This window comes from Enhydrobacter aerosaccus, assembly GCF_900167455.1.
GTDB lineage: Bacteria > Pseudomonadota > Alphaproteobacteria > Reyranellales > Reyranellaceae > Reyranella > Reyranella aerosaccus.
Window position 1 is genome coordinate 202,966 of record NZ_FUWJ01000005.1, and the last position, 18,824, is coordinate 221,789.

General features: G+C 63.6%; 19 protein-coding genes. 8 read left to right on the forward strand and 11 right to left on the reverse strand.

The genetic code is table 11. The features are described from left to right. Positions 1-9: 9 nt before the first annotated feature. The 4 genes from B5D62_RS19665 to B5D62_RS19680 are packed head-to-tail and all read right to left on the reverse strand — an operon-like array spanning position 10 to position 2,220. Positions 10-477 carry a PaaI family thioesterase gene (locus tag B5D62_RS19665; protein ID WP_085935630.1) on the reverse strand — a complete coding sequence of 156 codons (468 nt, stop codon included), beginning with the start codon at positions 475-477 and terminating at the stop codon, positions 10-12. Then, complete coding sequence (locus tag B5D62_RS33440) at positions 474-917, reverse strand: acyl-CoA thioesterase (RefSeq protein WP_170921030.1); 444 nt, start codon at positions 915-917, stop codon at positions 474-476. Before B5D62_RS33440 ends, B5D62_RS19665 begins: the two co-directional genes overlap by 4 nt. Before the next feature lie 5 nt (positions 918-922). Continuing rightward, a complete protein-coding gene (locus tag B5D62_RS19675) occupies positions 923-1,768 on the reverse strand; it encodes a VOC family protein (protein ID WP_085935631.1) in 846 nt (281 codons plus the stop codon). Beyond that, a complete protein-coding gene (locus tag B5D62_RS19680; protein WP_085935632.1) occupies positions 1,768-2,220 on the reverse strand; it encodes a MaoC family dehydratase in 453 nt (150 codons plus the stop codon). Before B5D62_RS19680 ends, B5D62_RS19675 begins: the two co-directional genes overlap by 1 nt. Before the next feature lie 94 nt (positions 2,221-2,314). Between B5D62_RS19680 and B5D62_RS19685 the strand changes: the two genes are divergently transcribed. Then, positions 2,315-2,545, forward strand: a complete 231-nt coding sequence (locus tag B5D62_RS19685) for a (2Fe-2S)-binding protein (RefSeq protein WP_085935633.1) — start codon at positions 2,315-2,317, stop codon at positions 2,543-2,545. A gap of 14 nt (positions 2,546-2,559) precedes the next feature. Here the strand turns inward: B5D62_RS19685 and bfr are convergent, their stop codons facing one another. Continuing rightward, on the reverse strand, positions 2,560-3,045 hold the full coding sequence (gene bfr, locus B5D62_RS19690; protein WP_085935634.1) for a bacterioferritin: 486 nt from the start codon (positions 3,043-3,045) through the stop codon (positions 2,560-2,562). 200 nt (positions 3,046-3,245) lie between these two features. Between bfr and B5D62_RS19695 the strand changes: the two genes are divergently transcribed. Together B5D62_RS19695 and B5D62_RS19700 are read left to right on the forward strand one after the other, a co-directional pair. Further along, positions 3,246-3,857, forward strand: a complete 612-nt coding sequence (locus B5D62_RS19695) for a superoxide dismutase (RefSeq protein WP_085935635.1) — start codon at positions 3,246-3,248, stop codon at positions 3,855-3,857. A gap of 17 nt (positions 3,858-3,874) precedes the next feature. Continuing rightward, positions 3,875-4,030, forward strand: coding sequence for a DUF3309 family protein (locus B5D62_RS19700; RefSeq protein ID WP_085935636.1), 156 nt, complete (start codon positions 3,875-3,877; stop codon positions 4,028-4,030). Positions 4,031-4,127: 97 nt separating this feature from the next. Here B5D62_RS19700 and B5D62_RS19705 read toward each other — a convergent pair whose 3' ends face one another. After that, a complete protein-coding gene (locus B5D62_RS19705) occupies positions 4,128-5,447 on the reverse strand; it encodes an MFS transporter (RefSeq protein ID WP_231714875.1) in 1,320 nt (439 codons plus the stop codon). 242 nt (positions 5,448-5,689) lie between these two features. On the opposite strand from B5D62_RS19705, the gene B5D62_RS19710 reads away from it, so the two are divergent. Continuing rightward, the gene (locus tag B5D62_RS19710; protein WP_085935638.1) at positions 5,690-7,498 is read left to right on the forward strand and encodes a B12-binding domain-containing radical SAM protein; all 1,809 of its coding nucleotides are present in this window, start codon (positions 5,690-5,692) and stop codon (positions 7,496-7,498) included. A gap of 17 nt (positions 7,499-7,515) precedes the next feature. Here the strand turns inward: B5D62_RS19710 and B5D62_RS19715 are convergent, their stop codons facing one another. Continuing rightward, complete coding sequence (locus B5D62_RS19715) at positions 7,516-8,391, reverse strand: TauD/TfdA dioxygenase family protein (RefSeq protein WP_085935639.1); 876 nt, start codon at positions 8,389-8,391, stop codon at positions 7,516-7,518. Between the two features lie 97 nt (positions 8,392-8,488). Here B5D62_RS19715 and B5D62_RS19720 point away from each other — a divergent pair, with 97 nt between their 5' ends. Further along, on the forward strand, positions 8,489-9,268 hold the full coding sequence (locus B5D62_RS19720) for an NAD kinase (RefSeq protein WP_085935640.1): 780 nt from the start codon (positions 8,489-8,491) through the stop codon (positions 9,266-9,268). Between the two features lie 18 nt (positions 9,269-9,286). On the opposite strand, the gene B5D62_RS19725 is transcribed toward B5D62_RS19720, so the two are convergent. Then, positions 9,287-10,102, reverse strand: a complete 816-nt coding sequence (locus tag B5D62_RS19725) for an SDR family NAD(P)-dependent oxidoreductase (RefSeq protein WP_085935641.1) — start codon at positions 10,100-10,102, stop codon at positions 9,287-9,289. Positions 10,103-10,209: 107 nt separating this feature from the next. Here B5D62_RS19725 and B5D62_RS19730 point away from each other — a divergent pair, with 107 nt between their 5' ends. Continuing rightward, on the forward strand, positions 10,210-11,163 hold the full coding sequence (locus tag B5D62_RS19730) for a Bug family tripartite tricarboxylate transporter substrate binding protein (RefSeq protein ID WP_085935642.1): 954 nt from the start codon (positions 10,210-10,212) through the stop codon (positions 11,161-11,163). Positions 11,164-11,194: 31 nt separating this feature from the next. Here B5D62_RS19730 and B5D62_RS19735 read toward each other — a convergent pair whose 3' ends face one another. From B5D62_RS19735 to B5D62_RS19745, 3 genes are read right to left on the reverse strand one after another with little or no spacing between them, the layout of a single operon-like run. Then, positions 11,195-12,589 (reverse strand): MFS transporter, encoded by a 1,395-nt coding sequence (locus tag B5D62_RS19735; RefSeq protein ID WP_269435113.1) that lies wholly within the window; start codon positions 12,587-12,589, stop codon positions 11,195-11,197. Continuing rightward, positions 12,550-13,209 (reverse strand): dienelactone hydrolase family protein, encoded by a 660-nt coding sequence (locus B5D62_RS19740; RefSeq protein ID WP_085935644.1) that lies wholly within the window; start codon positions 13,207-13,209, stop codon positions 12,550-12,552. Before B5D62_RS19740 ends, B5D62_RS19735 begins: the two co-directional genes overlap by 40 nt. 27 nt (positions 13,210-13,236) lie before the next feature. Then, positions 13,237-14,757 carry a class I adenylate-forming enzyme family protein gene (locus tag B5D62_RS19745; RefSeq protein ID WP_085935645.1) on the reverse strand — a complete coding sequence of 507 codons (1,521 nt, stop codon included), beginning with the start codon at positions 14,755-14,757 and terminating at the stop codon, positions 13,237-13,239. A 49-nt stretch (positions 14,758-14,806) separates the two neighbouring features. Here B5D62_RS19745 and B5D62_RS19750 point away from each other — a divergent pair, with 49 nt between their 5' ends. Next, complete coding sequence (locus B5D62_RS19750) at positions 14,807-15,937, forward strand: NAD(P)/FAD-dependent oxidoreductase (protein WP_085935646.1); 1,131 nt, start codon at positions 14,807-14,809, stop codon at positions 15,935-15,937. Positions 15,938-16,227: 290 nt separating this feature from the next. Next, the gene (locus B5D62_RS19755; protein WP_085935647.1) at positions 16,228-18,684 is read left to right on the forward strand and encodes a DNA-directed RNA polymerase; all 2,457 of its coding nucleotides are present in this window, start codon (positions 16,228-16,230) and stop codon (positions 18,682-18,684) included. Positions 18,685-18,824: the final 140 nt, after the last annotated feature.

Here is an 18,824-nt window from a genome sequence, read left to right on the forward strand (position 1 = left end):
GCCGCGGCGTCAGCCGGCGCCCCACTTGCCCAGCACCTTGGCTCGCATCTCTTCCGGGATCTTCTCGACATCCGGCACCTTGAAGACGCCCGAGGCGATGAGCACGATCTCGCCGCCGCACACCAGGTCACAGTTGCAGAAGCAGAAATTGACGGTGCGCCGGACGATGCGCGCGGTGCCTTCGAGCCACTGACCCAGCCGGGCACCGCGCACGAACTCGGTGCTGAGCGACACGGTGGGATGAGGCCAGCGGATTCCCGTCGCGTGTCCCGACCCCGCTCCCATCACCATATCGGCGACGGTCACCAGCAGTCCACCATGCGCCCATCCCATGGGATTGCCATGGCGCGGTTCGAGCGGCAGCCCGACCCTGAGCTTGTCACCCTCGGCCTTGAACCACAGCGGTCCAATCAGGCTGACGAAATCGTCGGTGGCGTCGAGCTTGCGAAAGCCCTCCGGAATCAGCGTCTGGTTCATGTCGGCATTCCTTGCGGAGAGGCGGCGAGCTGTTCGAGGACCGTGCGTACGGTGGGCTCGAATGGCGTGCTGCGATGGGTTTGTTCGTTCAGGGACACCATGACTGCCTTCAGCACGGCGGTGCAGTTCCCCTGCTCGTCGAACAGGCCATGTCCGACGATGCATTTGCGCTCATGGGCCTCGATCAGGCGGGCACAAGCGGTCGCCGTGCCCGGATAGAACATCTGTCTCTTGAAATCGACCTCGAGCCGACCGACGACGACGCGGAAACGCGGCAGCCCGCTGCGCACGATCTCGCGCATGTAGGAAACGCGCGCATTCTCCAGAAGCTGGAGGAACGCACCGTTGTTGATATGGCCGTTGGCATCGAGGTCGGCGAAGCGCAGATGCTCGGCGGTTGCAAAGCCGTAGATGCTGCGGTCGGAAAGATCGAACGCCATCGCGCCTAACGCCCGACAAATTCCAGGGCGAGATTGGCAGCCTGCGACGGCGCTACCAGCAACCGCTCGGCATCGGCCTTGACGATCGTGACGCCATTCTTCCGCAGCAGCGCCTCGCACGCCGACAGCGATTGCACTTCTATCCGCAGCAGGGCCGGATGATCGCCCGAACGGGCCAGCGCAATGCCGGGATAGCGGGCGAGATAATCGCGCGCCGTCATATAGGTGATGGGCTGGGTGCCGGTGTCGATCCTCAGCCCCTCGCCCTCTCGCTGGATGGCGCTGGCGCCGAAATACTTCTCCAGCAGGTCGATCCATTTCGCCGGCTGTTCGGCGACCACGGTGACGCCCCTGATGCCGCGTGCGCCGTTGGGATGCCGCGCCCATTCGGGACGATAGACGAATTGCGGCGTCTGATGTTCGCACACGAAATAGCCGACCACCGGCATGTGCGTCTTCGGGATGCGCACGGTGCGGAAGCGCGCCTGTTCGAGCCGACCCTCGATCTCGACGGCGCGCTCGAACGCAAGCGGTGCATCCGGCTCCAGGCCACTGGCCTTGAATGCGGCGTAGGCAACATCGGCGCCATCGGTGGCGAGAGCGACATTGGCAAGACCGCCGCCGGTTCGCCTCAGCCACTCGCGTCGCTCGGCGTTGAATTCGGTGTCCTCGACGATGCCTAGGATCTCGAAGTAATCGCGCTCGAAGATCATGAGATGGTTGGCAGTGCCGAGCTTCCTGTGGAAGCCGCGCGGTTGGACCTGGAAGCCCAGCCGTTCATAGGCGGCTTGGGCGGCATCGATCTCCGCCACCATCACGACGACGTGGTCCAGGCCTTTCACTGCCTGCATCACGCCGGTCTCCGGCGCACCATGTTGATGCCCTTGGCCGTCATGACCAGTTCGCCGTTCTGGTTGATGGCGGTCCAGTTCTCATGAACCACACCCAGGGTCGGCCTGCTCTTGGACGGCGCCTTTGCCGAGCACTCGATCCACGCCGTCAGCGTGTCTCCGGGACGGACAGGCTTCAGCCATCGGATCTCGTCGACGCCCGGCGATCCCAGCGCCGTCCGCTTGTCGAGGTAGTTGTCGACGAACAGACGCATCAGCTTGGCACACACCTGCCAGCCGGAGGCGATGATGCCGCCGAACAGCGAGTGGCGCGCAGCCGCGGCATCGACGTGGAAATCCTGGGGATCGTAGAGGGTTGCGAAGTCGACGATCTCTTTCTCGGTGAAGCTCGTCGACCCCAAGGGATATTTCCGGCCGACTTCGTAGTCGTCCCAATAACGCGGTGCACTCATCGCGGCGCACCATGCGGTGGGATAACTGCCCTGACAAGTCTACCGGCCCGGCTTACTGTACCTTGACTGTATTGCGAACGCGTCTTATTTGCTGATGCGATCAATTCGCAACATCAAATTCATGTATATCTGCATCTGCCGCGCCATCCGAGATCGGGATATCGAGACCGCCGTTCGCGCCGGAGCACGCCGTCCGGTGGACGTCTTCCGGGCTTGCGGGCACCAGCCGCAATGCGGCGGTTGCGCCGCCGACATGCGGCAGAAGATCGAGCAGGTGCTGACGGAGGAAGCGGCGACGGCCGCTCCTTTGCTCGCGGCGGACTGATGTCCGGTCAGCCCTCAGTCGGGCTCCTTCCCCTCTCCGATCTGGGTCTGGAGGTAATTCTGCAGACCGACTTTCTCGACGAGGGCGATTTCCGTCTCGAGGAAATCGATATGGGCTTCCGCATCAGCGAGGATGTCGACCGCGAGCTCGCGGCTGACATAGTCCTGCGCCGTCTCGCACGCCGCAATTGCAGCGACCAGATCGGTGCGGGCGGCCGTTTCCAGCCTTAGATCGGCCTCGAGGCATTCCGGGACAGTTTCGCCAATTCCGAGCCGCCCGAGATCCTGCAGGTTGGGCAGGCCATCCAGCAGAAGGATGCGCTGCATGAGCCTGTCGGCATGTTTCATCTCGCCGATGGACTCCTGGTAGATCTTGCCGGCCAGCCGCTCGAAGCCCCAATGCTTCATCATTCGGGCATGCAGGAAATACTGATTGATCGCCGTCAGCTCGTTCTTCAGCAGCTTGTTCAGGTCGGCGATGATGGTCGGGTTGCCCCTCATGACAGGCCTCCGGGTTGGTTCCGTTTCCTACATATCCGACGCTGCAGCCCGCACAACCCACCCTGCAGCCGCCGCTTTACCTTGACAAATGGCTGGCGAAAGCCAATTCGCGAAGCGCCAGCCCGGCGTAAATGGGACGCAACACAAACTGCATCTCCGCGTTTCATAGTCGGGCGTTCGCAACGAGGAGTCCAAAAGTCATGCCATCAGACAAGCCCAACGCCTTTTCACTCCCGAAGCTGCCCTACGCCGACAACGCGCTGGAGCCAGTCGTTTCGGCAAAGACCATCTCCTTCCACTACGGCAAGCACCACGCGGCCTACGTGAACAACCTGAACGGCCTGGTGCCGGGCTCGGCCTACGAGGGACTGTCCCTCGAAGAGATCGTCAAGAAGTCGGCCAAGAACGACAAGGACAAGGCGATCTTCAACAATGCCGGCCAGATCTGGAACCACAATTTCTACTGGGAAAGCATGTCGCCGAAGGGCGGCGAGCCGACCGGCAAGCTGAAGGACGCCATCCAGTCGAGCTTCGGCGGCGTGAAGGAATTCAAGGAAGCGTTCCAGAAGGCGGCGGTCGGCCAGTTCGGCAGCGGCTGGGCCTGGCTGGTGAAGGGCGCCGACGGCAAGCTCAAGATCACCACGACGTCGAATGCCGATACCCCCATCGCGCACGGCGAGACCCCGTTGCTGACGGTCGATGTGTGGGAGCACGCCTACTACCTCGACTACCAGAACCGCCGTCCGGATCACGTCAAGGACCTGCTGGACAAGGTCGTTAACTGGGCTTTTGCCGAGAAGAACCTCGGCTAAACAACCAAGGAGGCAACATGCTGGGCACTATCCTGCTGATCATCTTGATCCTGATATTGCTCGGCGCGTTGCCGACCTGGCCCTACAGCAGCGGCTGGGGCTACTACCCCAGCGGCGGCGTCGGGCTGATCCTCATCATCGTCATCATCCTGCTCCTGATGGGACGTCTCTGATCAGACGCAGGAGTTAACCTCCGATGAGACAAGCGGCGTGCGGCCCCCCGCCCAAGGCGGTGGTGGTCGACACGCCGCTGATCGTTTGGACCCTTCCTTACCGCAGATTCGCTGCAGCGTGCGAATACCAGAGGTGTTCGCGCCAGTGCGATGCGATCAGCATCGTGAACACGATCCCGACCAGACTGAACAGGGATCCGGTGATCGCGAACCCAAGATGTTCGACCAACGGTCCGCTCAAGACCAAGCCGAGCGGCAGGCCATAGACCGCCAGCATGCGCACGCCCATCACCCGGCCCCGGAAGGCGGGATCCGCCGTCCGTAGCAGCAGCACCGCCATCGGCACCATACAGAAGCTCTGCGCCGTCCCCATGGCGACCAGTAGCAACTCGCCCCAGCGCGGCGTCTCCACCCATGAGAAGACAAAATTCAACGCGAACCACAGGAGAGCCGAGGCGATCATCGTCCGCGCCGCGCGAACCCGGCTGCCGTGAATCGACAGCACGATCGACCCCGCCAGAGCCCCGATGGCGAAGCTTGCGATCAGCCAGCCGAGGCCGGTCTGGTCCATCCCGTAAATGTCCTTGGCGACATGCGCTAACAAAGATCCAACAAGGGGATAGGCAGCGAAGTTCATGAGAAAGGCGAGCAGCGTGGCGGCCCGTACGTCCGGCGTCGACCAGACATATGCGAACCCTTCACGTAATGCTTTAAGTGGGCCGGTGCGGATCGGCTCCTCCCGCAGCATCCGCAGGCGCTTGATGCCAACATTGAGCGACAGCAGAAAGCTCAGGACATACACGCTGCAAACGACGACGTAGGCCAGTCCCGACCCGAGCGCCGCGACCAGGGTGGCGCCGGAGAGCGCACCCACCACGCGGGCGATGTCTGCCGTGGTGCGGGACACGCTCATGGCCCGCATCAGCAGGTCGCCCGGCATGCTCTCGCCGACCAGGAGGTTGCGCATCGTGATGTCGGAGGGTCTTACCAAGCCCATGACGGTCGCCAGTGCAAATACTGACAGAGGCGCCGCAAATCCGGTCAGAAACAGCAGCGCCAGGCACAAAGCGACGCCGACATAGGTAATCCGCATCAGGCAGATCAGATTGCGGTTGCCGATGCGGTCGCCGGCCATGCCGAAGAAAGGCGAGATCAACGTCCCAAGAAATTGCAGCGAGCCGAACAGCGCCAATGCCGTCACGGACTGGGTGGAGACCAGCACGAACCAGCCCAGGATCACGCCTTCCATTTCGAAGGCCCAGGAGGCCAGGAGATCGGCGGGCCACTGAAATCGAAAGCTGCGAACCCGAAAAGGTGCCAACGCCGGCACATGGGCAAGAAACGTCACGTCCTGTTCGCTTTCCTCCGCAAGGCGCCTTAATGCGCTTCTACAAGGCAGAAACTGCCGGTACGCCAATGAACCTGCAATGCCGGCAGCCCGGTGTTAGATATGTCACAGGCGACGGCCGTTCACAGGACCAAACTGTACCTGCACTTGCCGGGGATATTCGTTCAGGTCATAACGTATTGAAGAAGAAGGTTTTTCCTTTCGCGGGGTAAGGGCTTGCGTCAGGAAATGGGGCAGCGCAGTGTGAGCCGCGTCACCGTCAAGCGAGTCGATGGATCGCACGCGGATTTCGGAATGGAGAAAAGGTCCGCATGGGCGGTTTAGCCAGCAAGAAGATTTTCCAGCTCATTTTGATCAAGCCGACGCATTACGATGACGACGGCTATCCGATCACGTGGCTGAAATCGCACATTCCGTCGAACACGCTCGCCGCCCTTTATGGGTTGGGCGACGACTGCCGCAAGCGTCACGTGCTGGGCGAAGACGTCGAGATCGTGATCAAGCCGTTCGACGAGACGAATACCAGGGTGCGTTGCGATCGCATCGCGGCAAAGGTTCGTTCGACCGGGGGCAAGGCGCTGATCTGCCTGGTCGGTGTTCAGAGCAACCAGTTCCCGCGCGCCGTCGACCTCGCCCGCCAATTCCTCAAGGAGGGACTGCCCGTCGCCATCGGCGGTTTCCATGCCGCCGGCTGCCTGTCGATGCTGCCGGTCGTACCGCCGGAAATTCAGGCGGCGATGGACATGGGAGTCTCGATCTTCGCCGGTGAGGCCGAGGAAGGCCGTCTCGACGTGGTCCTGAAGGACGCGTGGAACGGCACCCTCAAGCCGCTCTACAATTACATGGACGACCTGCCCGGCCTCGGCGGCGCTCCGACGCCGGCCCTGCCGCCGGCGGCGCTGGCACGCAACGAAGGCCGCAAGTCCAGCTTCGATCTCGGCCGCGGCTGCCCGTTCCAGTGCTCCTTCTGCACCATCATCAACGTGCAGGGCCGCAAGAGCCGCTTCCGGACCGCCGACGATCTCGAGAACATCATTCGCGAGAACTACAAGCAGGGCATCACGTCGTTCTTCATCACCGACGACAACATGGCCCGCAACCGTCATTGGGAAGACTTCTTCGATCGCCTGATCGAGCTGAAGGAAAACGAAGGCATCCATACGTCGCTGATCATCCAGGTCGACACGCAATGCCATCGCGTTCCGAACTTCATCGCCAAGGCGCAATGGGCGGGCGTGTATCGAGTCTTCATCGGCCTCGAGAACATCAACCCCGACAACCTGCTGGCGGCCAAGAAGCGCCAGAACAAGATCACCGATTACCGCAAGATGCTGCAGGCATGGCACGCGGCGGGGATCTCGACCTGGGCCGGCTACATCCTGGGCTTCCCAGGCGACACGCGCGAATCGGTGCTGCGCGACATCGAGATCATCAAGAAGGAGCTGCCGCTCGACATCCTCGAGCTGTTCATCCTCACGCCGCTGCCGGGTTCGGAAGATCATCAGAAACTCTGGAAGCAGGGTGCCTGGATGGATCCGGACCTCAACAAGTTCGACCTGCATCACCGCGTCGTGCACCATCCGAAGATGAGCGACGCGGAATTCGACCAGACCTATCGCGACGCCTGGAAGGCCTACTACACGCCCGAGCACATCGAGACGGTGGCGAGGCGGCACGGCTCCATCGCCGGTCGTGACCCGGCCGAGCCGGCGCACTTCATGACCATGTTCAAGATCATGTTCGAGGCCGAGGGCGTGCATCCGCTCGAGGGCGGCATCGTGCGCATGAAGTACCGCCGCGATCGCCGCTATGGCATGCCCATCGAGCCGGTCGGCCTGTTCCACCTCAAGCTCGCGGCCGAGACCTGGCGCAAGCTGAAGATCTACGCCCGGCTGGCGTGGCAGGGATGGCGCATCGGCTCCAAGGTCAAGCACGATCCGAAGCGGCTCGAATACACCGATCTCGCCCTCGAGCCGGTCGCCGAGGAAGAAATGGACAAGCTCTCCCTGTTCGCCGAAACGGCCGGCGGAGAAGCGGCCGTGTCCAAGAAGCGCGGCGAGGATCTCGCCCGCGCTCGCGCCGCGGTCAGCCAGAACCAGAGATTGGCTGCCGCCGAATAATCCGGCGGCGCTGCCGTTCAATGAACGGCAGTGGGTCTGACCTCGTTCAAGCCGTCGGCGTCGGTCGCGGAGATGGTCGTGCGCACCATCGTCCGCTCATCAGCGTAATTCCAGGGACGACCGCGATGGAGCATGGCGCGGTTGTCCCACATGACCACATCGCCCTGCCGCCATTTGTGGCTGTAGACATAGTCGGAGCGCGTGGCTTCGCCGAGGAGTTCGGCCAAAAGCTGGCGCGCCGCGCGCTCCTCCATGCCATCGATGGCGTAGGCGTGGCTGGCGACATAGAGGGCACGACGGCCGTTCACGGGATTGCGCCAGTTGAGGCGCCAGCGCACCGGCGGCAGGGCCCGGCGCTCCATCTCGGTGGCGAGATCGGGATGGATCTGGTCGCGGCTGTTGGCATAGGAGTGCGTCGCCACCGCATCCGTCAGACGCTCCTGCAGATCCGTCGGCAGGCGTTCCCAGGCCAATCGGGTGGAGGTGTATTCGGTCTCGCCGCCCTCGCCCGGCAACACCCGCGCCGTCAATACCGAGGCCAGGGCCGGTGTCTTCTTGAAGGAGGAGTCGGTGTGCCATAGCGCGTTTGCCTTGGCGACCAGCACCTGGCGATGATCGGGAGGCACCACCTTGCCGTTCATCGTATTCGTCAGCCGGGAATAGAACGTGTTCTGGCCGAGGGACGACACCTTGGTCAGTTCGAGCGGGCCGAAGGCGCGGCTGAAAGCAACCTGAACGTCATCCGCCACCGGCTGATCGCGGAAGACCAGCAACGAGTGGTCTTCGAAAGCCGCCCGCACGGCCTTGTAGGCTTCGGCATCCGTGGCGACATCCAGAATGCCGACGCCGCGTACCTCGACGCCAAATCCGGGACCCAGCGGAATCAGTTCCATCGGTTCCTCCTTTTCCTTTTGCTTGGATCGGACTCTATCGCAATGAAGGCAGCGGTCGCTATAGTGCGCATTCCGTTCCAAGCGTTGCCGAGGCCCGATGCCCACCTCCTCCTCTTCACCGCGTCTTGCATTCGTGGCCGCGGCGACGCCGGTGGCACGCGCGGCACGCGCGGCGCTCGAGAAGCGCTATGCCGGCGTCGTGCCGGCGCAGGCCGATATCATCGTGGCACTGGGCGGCGACGGGCTGATGCTGCAGGCGCTGCATCGCAACATCCGGCGCCGAACGCCGATCTTCGGGATGAATCTCGGCACCGTGGGGTTCCTTCTCAATCAGTATCGCGCCGGAGGGCTGATCGCCCGCCTCAAGATGGCCCGCGAAGTGACCTTGACCCCGCTGCGCATGCTCGCCACCACGACGCGCAGCCAGCGCCACGAGGTGATCGCGATCAACGAGATCTCGCTGCTCCGCTCGAGCCGCCAGACCGCACGCATTGCCGTGGCCGTGGACGGCCAGATGAGACTTCCGGACCTGCACGCCGATGGCGTGCTGGTCGCCACGCCGGCCGGATCGACCGCGTACAATCTGTCGGCCCATGGTCCCATCATCCCTCTCGGCGCCGGCCTGCTTGCCCTCACACCGATCAACGCCTTTCGGCCGCGTCGTTGGCGCGGCGCGTTGCTGCCGCACCAGACCAAGGTCGAGTTCACGGTTCTCGATCCAAGGAAGCGCCCCGTCGCCGCGGCCGCCGACTCGGTCGAGATCGCCAATGTCGCCAAGGTGACGGTGACCGAGGCTACCGACATCCAGCTGCCGTTGCTGTTCGACCCGGAGCACGACCTGGAGGAGCGCATCCTCAAGGAGCAGTTCGCGCCCTGAGCCGATTGCCTGGCTTCGCTAGGCGCGCACCGTGATGCCGCCATCGACCACCAGCAGGTGGCCATTCACATAGGCCGCCTCGTCCGAGGCCAGGAACAAGGCGGCATTGGCCGTATCCCAGCCGGTTCCCATCTTGCCGGTGGGTGACGCGCGGTCGCGGATGGCGATCATCCGATCGTAGGCCTGGTTATGATCCTTCTCGCCCTTGGCATACTGCTCGGCGAGAAAGTCGATCATCGGCGTGTGCATCAGGCCGGGAAGAATCGCGTTGCAGCGGATGCCCTTCTCCGCATATTGCGAAGCGATGGCCAATGTCAGCGAGTTCACAGCGCCCTTGCTTGCGTTGTAGGCCACATAGGCGATGCCCTTGGGGCTGCGGATCGAGGCGATCGAGCTGACATTCACGATCGCGCCCTTGCCCTGCTGCTCCATGATCGGCAGCACATGCTTCGCGGTGAGGAAGAAGCTCTTCACATTGACGTCGAAGACGCGCTGCCACTCGTCTTCACTCAGCTCCACCGGCCCGCCGGTCGAGCCCATGCCGACATTGTTGTCGAGAATGTCGATGCGGTCCCATTTCGCCATGCAGGCATCGACCATCGCCTTGACGCTGGCATTCTTGGACGCGTCGGCCTCGAACGCGACAGCGACGCCGCCTTCCTTCTCGATCAGGCCCACGGTCTCTTCCGCAGCGGCGCGCTTGCGATCGACGCAGAAGACCTTGGCACCCTCACGCGCAAACGTGACGGCGGTGCATTTGCCGTTGCCCCATCCTGGACCGATCGAGCCCGCGCCGACCACGATCGCCACCTTGTTGTTCAATCTGCCAGCCATGTCGTTCCTCTCCTTTATGCAAACCTAGCATGCCATCTGCCGCTGCTGTTGCGAGTGGTGTTGCTGCGTGAAATGCTCCGACCAAACGAAGTTCTGGGAGGAACATCATGCTGCGCCGCACTTTCATGTCGGCCCTTGGCGTCGCCATCGCGAGCCCGGCCTTGGCAGACACATGGCCGAACCGTCAGATCAAGGTGATCGTGCCCTATCCGCCTGGCGGCCCGACCGACATCTCGGCGCGCATCGTTCTCGAGAAGGCGGGTCATCTTCTCGGTCAGCCTGTCCTGTTCGACAACAAAGGCGGCGCATCGGGAATGCTGGGCGCCGAGGTCGCGAAGAACCAGCCAGCCGATGGCTATACGTTCCTGGCCACTACCGTGGCGATGCTCGCGATCACCGGTCATCTCCAGCCGATCCCTGTCGATCCGGCCAAGGATTTCGTCACCGTCGCGCGCATGTCGACATCCTGGATGGCGCTCGCGATCCATCCGTCGGTGCCGGCCAATACGCTGGCCGAGTTCGTGGCCTACGTGAAGGCCAATCCGGGCAAGGTGAACTTCGGCTCCGCCGGGCTCGGCACCATCACCCAGTTGTTCGGCGAAATGCTGAACATCGAGGCGGGCATCAAAATGACCCACGTCCCCTACAAGGGCAGCGCGCAGGCTACGCAGGATCTCCTCGGCGGGCAGATTCAGGCGCAATTCGATCAGACCGTGCTGCCGCACATCCTCGCCGGACGCCTCAAGGGCCTGGCCATCATCAATGACTCGCGCTGGCCGCAGAAGCCCGACATCCCAACCTTGCGCGAACAGGGCTACGGCAAGGAAGGCGGCGAGAGCTGGTACGGCCTGCTGGCGCCAGCGGGAACGCCCGATCCGATCGTGCAGGCGATGGCCAAGGCGATCGAGGAGTCGGTCAAGTCGCCGGATGTGATCGACAAGCTCGACAAGGGCGGCGCCAAGCCGACTTATCTCAGTCCGGCCGACATGCGCGCCCAGGTCGAGCGCGAGAGCCGTATGTTCGGCGACATCATCAAGCGCGGCAACATAACGTTGCAGTAGGCGGGGCGGCGACGGTGGGTTGGCCGCGCCTTCATCGTCCGAACCAGGCGCGCGGCCACAGGCACGAAAACAACAGTGCCGCGAGTAACCCACCGCCGGCGGCCATGAAGGCAAACCGGTAGCCAGTGAGGAAGCCATCGATGCCGGCCTGGCCGGCGGCTCCCCTGGCCTGGAGCGCGCTCAGCACCGCCGCGCCACTCACCACCCCAACCGTGCGCGTCAGCAGGGCGAGCGCGCCGGCGACGCCACGATCCCGACGCGCCAGGCTGCTGGTCACGATGTCGGTATAGGCCACGACCAGCAGACCATAAGCACTCCCCTCGATCAGCAGGAGCAGCGCCAGCACGGGCAACGGCGTGCCGGCCGTGGTCCAGGCCAGCGCCATCAGGCTCACGGCAACGACGAGCACCCCGGCAAAGGCTGTTGGTCGCTGGCCGAGCCGCGGCACCAGGCGCGCAGCCAGTGGTGCGCCGGCGGTGCCGCCGACAAAAGCCAGGGCGATCATCAGGCCGGCACCCGAGGCCGACAGGCCGAGAACGTTGATCAGGTAATACGGCGTGAGCAGCAGGATGGCGAAGCTCGCGAGGTTGGCGAGCACGCTCAGAAGGTTCGGAATCGTGAAGCGCGCATCGGCAAACAGGCTTGGACGCAGGATCGGTTCCTCGAACCTGCTCTCGTGGCGAACAAAGCGCGCCAGCGCCCATGCGGCGGCCGTGACAAGGGCCAACGGCTGTGAGGCCGGCACGGCGCGCTGGGACAGCACCAGGGCAAGCAACAGCGACGTCATCGAGAAGGCGAGCAACAAGGCCCCGATCGCATCGAATGGTCGATTGTCCGGCTTTGGCGACGGCAGCAAGGGAGACAAGGCCAAGGTCGCCAAGGCGAGCGGCACCCGCATCCAATAGACGGCGGGCCAATCCCAGAGTTGCACCAGCACGCCGCCCAGCAACGGACCGATCGTCGAGGCGAGCGCCTGACCAGCGGCAAAACCCGCCAAGGCCTTGGTGCGGTTCTGCTCGCTGTAGAGCGAGGTGGAGAGGGCCGGACCGCAGGCCAGAGCAAGAGCGGTACCGATGCCCTGCCCGGCCCGCGCCCACAGGAACAGCGGCCAGGACGGCGCCATCGCACAGGCGGCGCATCCGACAGCAGACAGGATCAGGCCGAGCTGGAAGACAAGACGATGGCCGAACAGGTCGCCCAGCTTGCCGCAGACCAGCATGAGCGAGCCATAGACCAGCACATAACAAATCACCAGCCACTGCACCTCGCCCAGAGGCAGGCCGAAGTGTGAGGTGATCGCCGGAAGCGCAACGTTGACCGCGATGTCGAGAGGGCCCATCGCGGCCCCCATCCCGACGATCGCCAGCCCGATGGCCGGACGGACGGTCAGAGGTGCTTGCTCAGGAAGGCGAGCGTGCGATCCCAGGCCTGCTTGGCGGCAGTCGCGTCGTAGGCCGCGCCGTCGTCCTTTGCGAAGCCGTGCCCGGCATCGTAGCGATAGATCTCCGGCTTGTTGCCGGCACTGGTCATGGCCTTCTCGAAGTCGTTGACGACCTGCGGCGTGCACCAGTCGTCGCGGTTGGCGAAGTGCCCCTGGATCGGCACCTTGATCTTTGCCGGATCGGCAAGCTGCGTCGGCGGCACGCCGTAGTAAGGGACGCCACAGGCAACGCCGGGCACGCGGGCACAGGCGGCAATCGTGAGAGCGCCGCCCATGCAGAACCCCATGACCCCGACTTTTCGGCTAATACCGGCCAGATGCGCCACGGCGCCGGCAATGTCCTGATCGGACGCGCCGACAAAATCCAGGCCGGTCATGAGATGGTTGGCTTCGTCCGGCTTCTGCGTCACGCGGCCCTTATACAGATCGGGTGCCAGGGCGTTGTAGCCGGCGGCGGCGAAGCGGTCGGCAACGCGCTTGATCTGATCGTTCAGCCCCCACCATTCCTGGATCACGACAAGGCCCGGCTTGTCCTTGCCGGCCTCTGCCAGATAGCCCTTGCACGTCGAGCCATCGGGACGCTTGAAATCGATCATGCTGCCCATCCTGTCCTCCTCCAGTCGTCCGCAATCCTACAGCAGGGTGCGAAGCTCGGTTTTGAGTATCTTGCCGTAATTGTTCTTCGGCAGCGCCTTGATGAAGCGGTAGTCCTTGGGCCGTTTGAAGCGGGCAATGTTCTCGAGACAGAGCTGGTCGAGTTCGGCCGATGTCAGTGTCATGCCCGGTCGAGTCACGACGAAGGCCACGACTTCTTCGCCCCATTCCGGGTGCGTCCGTCCGACCACCGAACATTCCGCCACCGCCGGGTGCAGGTTCAGAACGTCCTCGATCTCGCGCGGATAGATGTTGCTGCCGCCGGAGATGATCATGTCCTTGGACCGGTCCTTGAGGGTCAGGAAACCATCCTCGTCGAAGGCACCGACATCGCCAGTCCAGAGCCAGCCATTGCGCAGTGACTTGGCCGTCGCCTCGGAATTGTTCCAGTAACCCGACATCACCGTGTCACCCTTGACGATGATCTCGCCCACCTCGCCGGCCGGAAGCCGACGCCCCTCCTCATCGACCACCCGCACCTCGACACAGGTAGCGGCGACGCCCGCGGAAGCAAGTCGCGCTTCCCAGCGCGGATGATCGCGCAGGGCATGCATCGCGCGTGACAGGTGGGTTATGGTCATCGGGCTCTCGCCCTGCCCATAGAGCTGGCACAGCACGTCGCCCAACGTATCCATTGCCCGCTTGAGATCGCTTACATACATGGGCGCGCCGCCATAGGAGATCAGCCGCAATGCGCCCGGCTTGAGATCGCCGACCACCGAATGCTCCACCAGACGCTTCACCATGGTGGGCGCGAGAAAGATGCTGCAATCAGGCCAGCGGTTCATGAGCTCGACGGTCTCAGGCACATCGTATTTGCCGCTCTCGGGGAAGACCTGCGTCACGCCTCGCGCCAGCATGGGAAAATTCCAGAGGCCCGAGCCATGGCTGATGGGCGCGGCATGGACCATCGAGCCGCCTGCCACAGGACGGTCGACATCGGCGTAATAGTTGAGGGTCATGGCCAGGAGATTGCGATGGCTGAGCACGGCTCCCTTCGGTCGACCGGTCGTGCCCGAGGTATAGAAGAGCCAGGCGGGATCGGTGGGCTCACAATCGGTCATCAGGCTTGGATCGCCGACCGCCATGAAGCTGTAGGCACGCGTCGTGACATCGACGATTTCCTTCAGGGCCGACGCATCCTGCGCCGCCTCGGCAATGCTTGTCGCCAGATCGGGCGTGACGAAACAAAGCTTGGCCCCGGAATTTTCCAGGATGTAGGCGAATTCCTTGGCGTGCAGCTTCGCATTCATCGGCACGGCACAAAGACCGGCATGCCAGATCGCGTACATGACCTCGATCGACTCGACACAATTGGACAAGGCGAAGGCGACGCGATCGCCGATCTCCAGGCCGAACCGCACGCGCAGATGCGTGCTCATCACCGACACCTTGCGCCACAGATCGCGGTAGCTGCCGTGTGCCTGCATCCCGCGCGCGAGCGCCACTTGGTCGCGGAATTCTTGTGACGATCCGAGCAGGAGATGAGCGATATTCATGGCGGCCCGACTATTGCAGGCGGACCGCTCACCTTGCAATGTGGGGCTTATGCAGGAATTCGATTTCGCCATTGTCGGCGCCGGCATCGCTGGCGTGTCCGCAGCCTACAGCCTTGCGCCGCACGCCCGTGTCGTGATCCTGGAGCGCGAGACTGTCGCCGCCTATCACACCACCGGACGGTCGGCCGCTCTTCATTCCGAGACCTACGGCAGCGCCGAGATCAGGGCGATCACCGTGGCCTCCGGGCGGTTCTATCGCAAGCCGCCAGAGGGATTTGCCGACCATCCTCTCCTGACGCCGCGGGGAGCGCTGATTGCCGGCCGGGCGGAGCAGCAGGCCGCGCTGCGAACCGCCGCCGCCGAGTTCGCGAAGCTGGTCCCGACCGTGCGCTGGCTCGATCCAGAAGAGGCTTTGCGCATCCAACCCCTGTTCAAGCCTGAGTCTGTCGAGGGCGGCGCGATCTTCGAGCCCGAGGCGGACGATATGGATGTCGCCTCGATCCATGGCGGCTTTCTGCGCGGAGCCCGCGCGGCCGGCGCGGCCCTGCGTCTCGAGGCCGAGGTGACGACGCTGGCGCGCAAGGACGGACGCTGGCTGATCACCTTGCGCGGCGGCGACACGCTGGCCGCCACCAACGTCATCAACGCTGCGGGGGCGTGGGCAGACGTGCTGGCCGGCTTGGCCGAAGCCGCACCCGTCGGCTTGGTTCCAAAGCGGCGCACGGCCTTCACCTTCGATTCGCCGCCCGGCCTCGACATCAGCGCGCTGCCGATGGCGATCGATTTCGACGAATCCTTCTATTTCAAACCGGAAGTCGGCCAGTTCCTCGCCTCGCCCGCCGACGAGACTCCGTCGCCGCCCTGCGATGCCCAACCCGAGGAGATGGACGTCGCCATCGCCGTCGACCGCATCGAAACAGCCACCACCCTGCAGATCCGCCGGATCAAGAACAAATGGGCCGGACTGCGCAGCTTCGTCGCCGACAAGAACCTGGTGGTCGGCTACGACAAGAAAGCCCCTGGCTTCTTCTGGCTGGCCGGCCAGGGCGGCTACGGCATCCAGACCGGCGCCGCCGCCGGCCGTCTCGCCGCCAGCCTCGCCCTCGGGCAAGGCCTGCCGATCGACATCGCTGACCTCGGCGTCACCGAAGAAGCGCTTTCTCCGGCGCGTTTTGGATGACGGCATTAGCCTGTGGGCTTGAGGCGATGCCCACGGCCATAGACGACGGCTAAGGACGGCGGCATAAGCGATGGCCTCGTCCGTCAACCGCCGAGCCGGTGACCGTACGTGCCCCCGTGGCGGAACAGGTAGACGCCAGGGACTTAAAATCCCCCGGGATTTAATCAGTGATCCCGTTGCATCGCACTTAACTCTTACGCTATAAGCCTTTAGCCACCGTGGTCCGGACGCTTGCCTACATTGTCAGTGATCCCGGTGGATTTCGTAAGTGATCCCGGAAGGTGACCAGCATGGGCAATATGTGGGAAGAACAAAGAAGGATCGAAGAAGAAGCGACCCTGGAGGGCGTCCGCCGTGCCGCTCGGGCCATGGAAAAGGCCCAGGCCAAATCCCGCGAGGCGACTACTCAGGCGGGCTCCGCAATGGTCCGCCGGATCGTGGTCCCGATGGAAGCCCTACTGGCCGCCGATCTGGAGAAGCGATCCGCCGGCAAGGCCACCAAGGGGGGCTCTCTCCTGAAGCCTCTCAGGGGCATCGATACGCGCCTCCTGTGCGTCACCGCGACCCGCGCCGCCCTCTCCCGTATGTCCCAGCCCACAAAGCTCACGGCCCTCTGTAGGCGCATCGGGGAGGCCCTGGAGGACGAATACGTGTGGGCTCGCTGGGAGCGGCTCAACAAAGGGCAGGCCCGAGCGGTCCGGAAACGGGTGGAGCAATCCCCCAGCGCGCACCAGCGCCGAGCAGCCCTCCGGGGGTTCGCACGCAACTGGGAGAAGCGCGCCCTCACGGACGCCTGGACGACCTACCGCCTCTGCGGTGTGGGCCTCCGGTTCATTGACTACCTCGTGCAGCTCGATGTGTTTGAGCTGACCAAGGTTCCCTCCGGACGCAAGGGCAAGTCCAAGCCGGCCCACGCCGTGCAGCTCACCCCGCAAGCCGCCGAGTGGATAAAGGAGATGAGCGACTTCCTCTCCGTCAACCGTCCCCTCAACTGGCCGCTGGTCATCCCGCCCGTTCCCTGGACGACACCCTCAGGCGGCGGCTTCCACTTCAGAGAGGGCATCGATCACCCGCTCGTGCCGCGTCCCCTGAAGCCCCTCCCGCTCATCCGCCGATCCTCCGCCGAGCAACGGGCGAGGCTCCTGAAGGCTGACCTCACGGTGGTCTATGCGGGTCTCAACGCGGCCCAGGCAACGGCCTGGAGGATCAACCCCAAGGTCCACTCCGTGATGCTGCGGATGATGGAAGATGGAAGGGGAGGCCCTGGGCTCACCGCTCTTGATCCAATGGTACTACCCGGCCGGCTTCCCGATGAAGAAGCGGCCGATCCTGAGAAGCTCCGCGCCCACAAGACGCAAATTCGGAAGATCAAGCGAGCTAACGCGGCCATGGTCTCCAAGCGGTTTGCTCAAGCACGCACCCTCACCGCCGCCCGGAAGTTCGTCACCTACCCCGCGATCTACTTCGCTTATCAGGTGGACTTCCGGGGACGTGTCTATGCGTGCTCGGACGATCTCTCGCCGCAGGGCAACGATCTTCAACGGGGCCTCTTGGAGTTTGCTCAGGGCGACCCTCTCGATGCGGATGGGCTTCGCTGGCTCCTGGTTCACGCGGCCAACTGCTACGGCGTTGACAAGGTGAGCTTCGCGGATCGTGAGCAATGGGCGCGGGACCATCTCGACATGATCTATGCGGTTGCGGACAACCCGCTTGAGTGCACCGAGTGGCACAATGCGGATGAGAAGGCGCGATGGCAGTTCCTCGCCGCCTGCTTTGCCCTCGCGGACTATCGAGACAATCCTACTTCACCTTGCCGCGTCCCGGTGATGCTCGATGGATCGTGCTCGGGTATCCAGCACTACTCCGCACTGATGCGAGATGAGAAGACGGGAGCCGCCGTCAATCTCGTGCCTGGGGACCACCCTCGCGATCTCTACGGCAATGTTGCCGAGGAGGCCATGCGGTTGCTCGCGGAGAGCCGCGCCGAGTTCTCCCAGGAGTGGCTCGCGTGGGGTATTGACCGGAAGATCGTCAAGCGGTCCGTCATGGTGCTGCCCTATGGGGGCACCTTCCTGAGCAACCTGGAGTACCTCCGGGACAGCGTGCGCAAGCGTTGTGACAGAGAAGGCCGCCCGCCGTGGCTCACCGATGAGAATGAACAAGACGCCTACGTCGCTCTCGCGAAGACTGTATGGGAGGCGATGCACACGACCATCAAGGGGCCTATCGAAGGGATGAAGTGGGTTCGCTCGGTGGTGCGCGCGTGGGCGGCCCAGCGGCCTCATGTGAAGCTGCGTTGGACTTCGCCGTGCGGGTTCCCGGTTGAGACGGAGTACGCTGAGCGGGTCCCTTGCGCCCAAGGAGTGGGGGAAATAAAGGGCCAGCCCATAAACTTGGGTCTCGTTACCTTTTCCAAGGTGCAGGACTGGAGCCGGGCGGAGACCGCCGCCGCTCCCAACTTCGTGCACTCCCTGGACGCCTCGCATCTTCTCTTCTCCCTCAAGCGCGCACGAGAGGAAGGGATCACGCAACTGGCCGCCGTCCATGATGCCTTCGGGACCACTCCGACAAAGACCGGGCAATTCGCTCGAATACTCCGCGAGGAGTTCGCCAAGCTGTATCTATGGAACCCGTTTGAGTGCCTTGTTACGGCGTGCCGGGAGGTGGGCGTAGATTGCCCGGACTACCCTGCGGGTGGCTCTCTCAAACTGGAGGACATAGCAAAGTCTGAATACCTCTTTTCGTGACCTTTTTGTTAGTGATCTCAAACAATTACAGGTTCCAGGCGTATAGTGCGGACCAACGAACATCGAATTTGGAGGCCGCCATGTAGCGGCAACTAGGGGCGGTCCACTCGGCCGCCCTTTTCCTTTTCAACCTGTCCCGG

Excerpts from the sequence above, each read along its gene's own strand:
- B5D62_RS19740 (WP_085935644.1), bottom strand. The coding sequence starts at position 13,209 with ATGGGCAGCATGATCGATTTCAAGCGTCCCGATGGCTCGACGTGCAAG.
- bfr (WP_085935634.1), bottom strand. The coding sequence starts at position 3,045 with ATGAGGGGCAACCCGACCATCATCGCCGACCTGAACAAGCTGCTGAAG.
- B5D62_RS19755 (WP_085935647.1), top strand. The coding sequence starts at position 16,228 with ATGGGCAATATGTGGGAAGAACAAAGAAGGATCGAAGAAGAAGCGACC.
- B5D62_RS19710 (WP_085935638.1), top strand. The coding sequence starts at position 5,690 with ATGGGCGGTTTAGCCAGCAAGAAGATTTTCCAGCTCATTTTGATCAAG.
- B5D62_RS19685 (WP_085935633.1), top strand. The coding sequence starts at position 2,315 with ATGCGATCAATTCGCAACATCAAATTCATGTATATCTGCATCTGCCGC.
- B5D62_RS19700 (WP_085935636.1), top strand. The coding sequence starts at position 3,875 with ATGCTGGGCACTATCCTGCTGATCATCTTGATCCTGATATTGCTCGGC.
- B5D62_RS19675 (WP_085935631.1), bottom strand. The coding sequence starts at position 1,768 with ATGCAGGCAGTGAAAGGCCTGGACCACGTCGTCGTGATGGTGGCGGAG.
- B5D62_RS33440 (WP_170921030.1), bottom strand. The coding sequence starts at position 917 with ATGGCGTTCGATCTTTCCGACCGCAGCATCTACGGCTTTGCAACCGCC.
- B5D62_RS19695 (WP_085935635.1), top strand. The coding sequence starts at position 3,246 with ATGCCATCAGACAAGCCCAACGCCTTTTCACTCCCGAAGCTGCCCTAC.
- B5D62_RS19715 (WP_085935639.1), bottom strand. The coding sequence starts at position 8,391 with ATGGAACTGATTCCGCTGGGTCCCGGATTTGGCGTCGAGGTACGCGGC.
- B5D62_RS19745 (WP_085935645.1), bottom strand. The coding sequence starts at position 14,757 with ATGAATATCGCTCATCTCCTGCTCGGATCGTCACAAGAATTCCGCGAC.
- B5D62_RS19725 (WP_085935641.1), bottom strand. The coding sequence starts at position 10,102 with ATGGCTGGCAGATTGAACAACAAGGTGGCGATCGTGGTCGGCGCGGGC.
- B5D62_RS19665 (WP_085935630.1), bottom strand. The coding sequence starts at position 477 with ATGAACCAGACGCTGATTCCGGAGGGCTTTCGCAAGCTCGACGCCACC.
- B5D62_RS19720 (WP_085935640.1), top strand. The coding sequence starts at position 8,489 with ATGCCCACCTCCTCCTCTTCACCGCGTCTTGCATTCGTGGCCGCGGCG.
- B5D62_RS19680 (WP_085935632.1), bottom strand. The coding sequence starts at position 2,220 with ATGAGTGCACCGCGTTATTGGGACGACTACGAAGTCGGCCGGAAATAT.
- B5D62_RS19730 (WP_085935642.1), top strand. The coding sequence starts at position 10,210 with ATGCTGCGCCGCACTTTCATGTCGGCCCTTGGCGTCGCCATCGCGAGC.
- B5D62_RS19750 (WP_085935646.1), top strand. The coding sequence starts at position 14,807 with ATGCAGGAATTCGATTTCGCCATTGTCGGCGCCGGCATCGCTGGCGTG.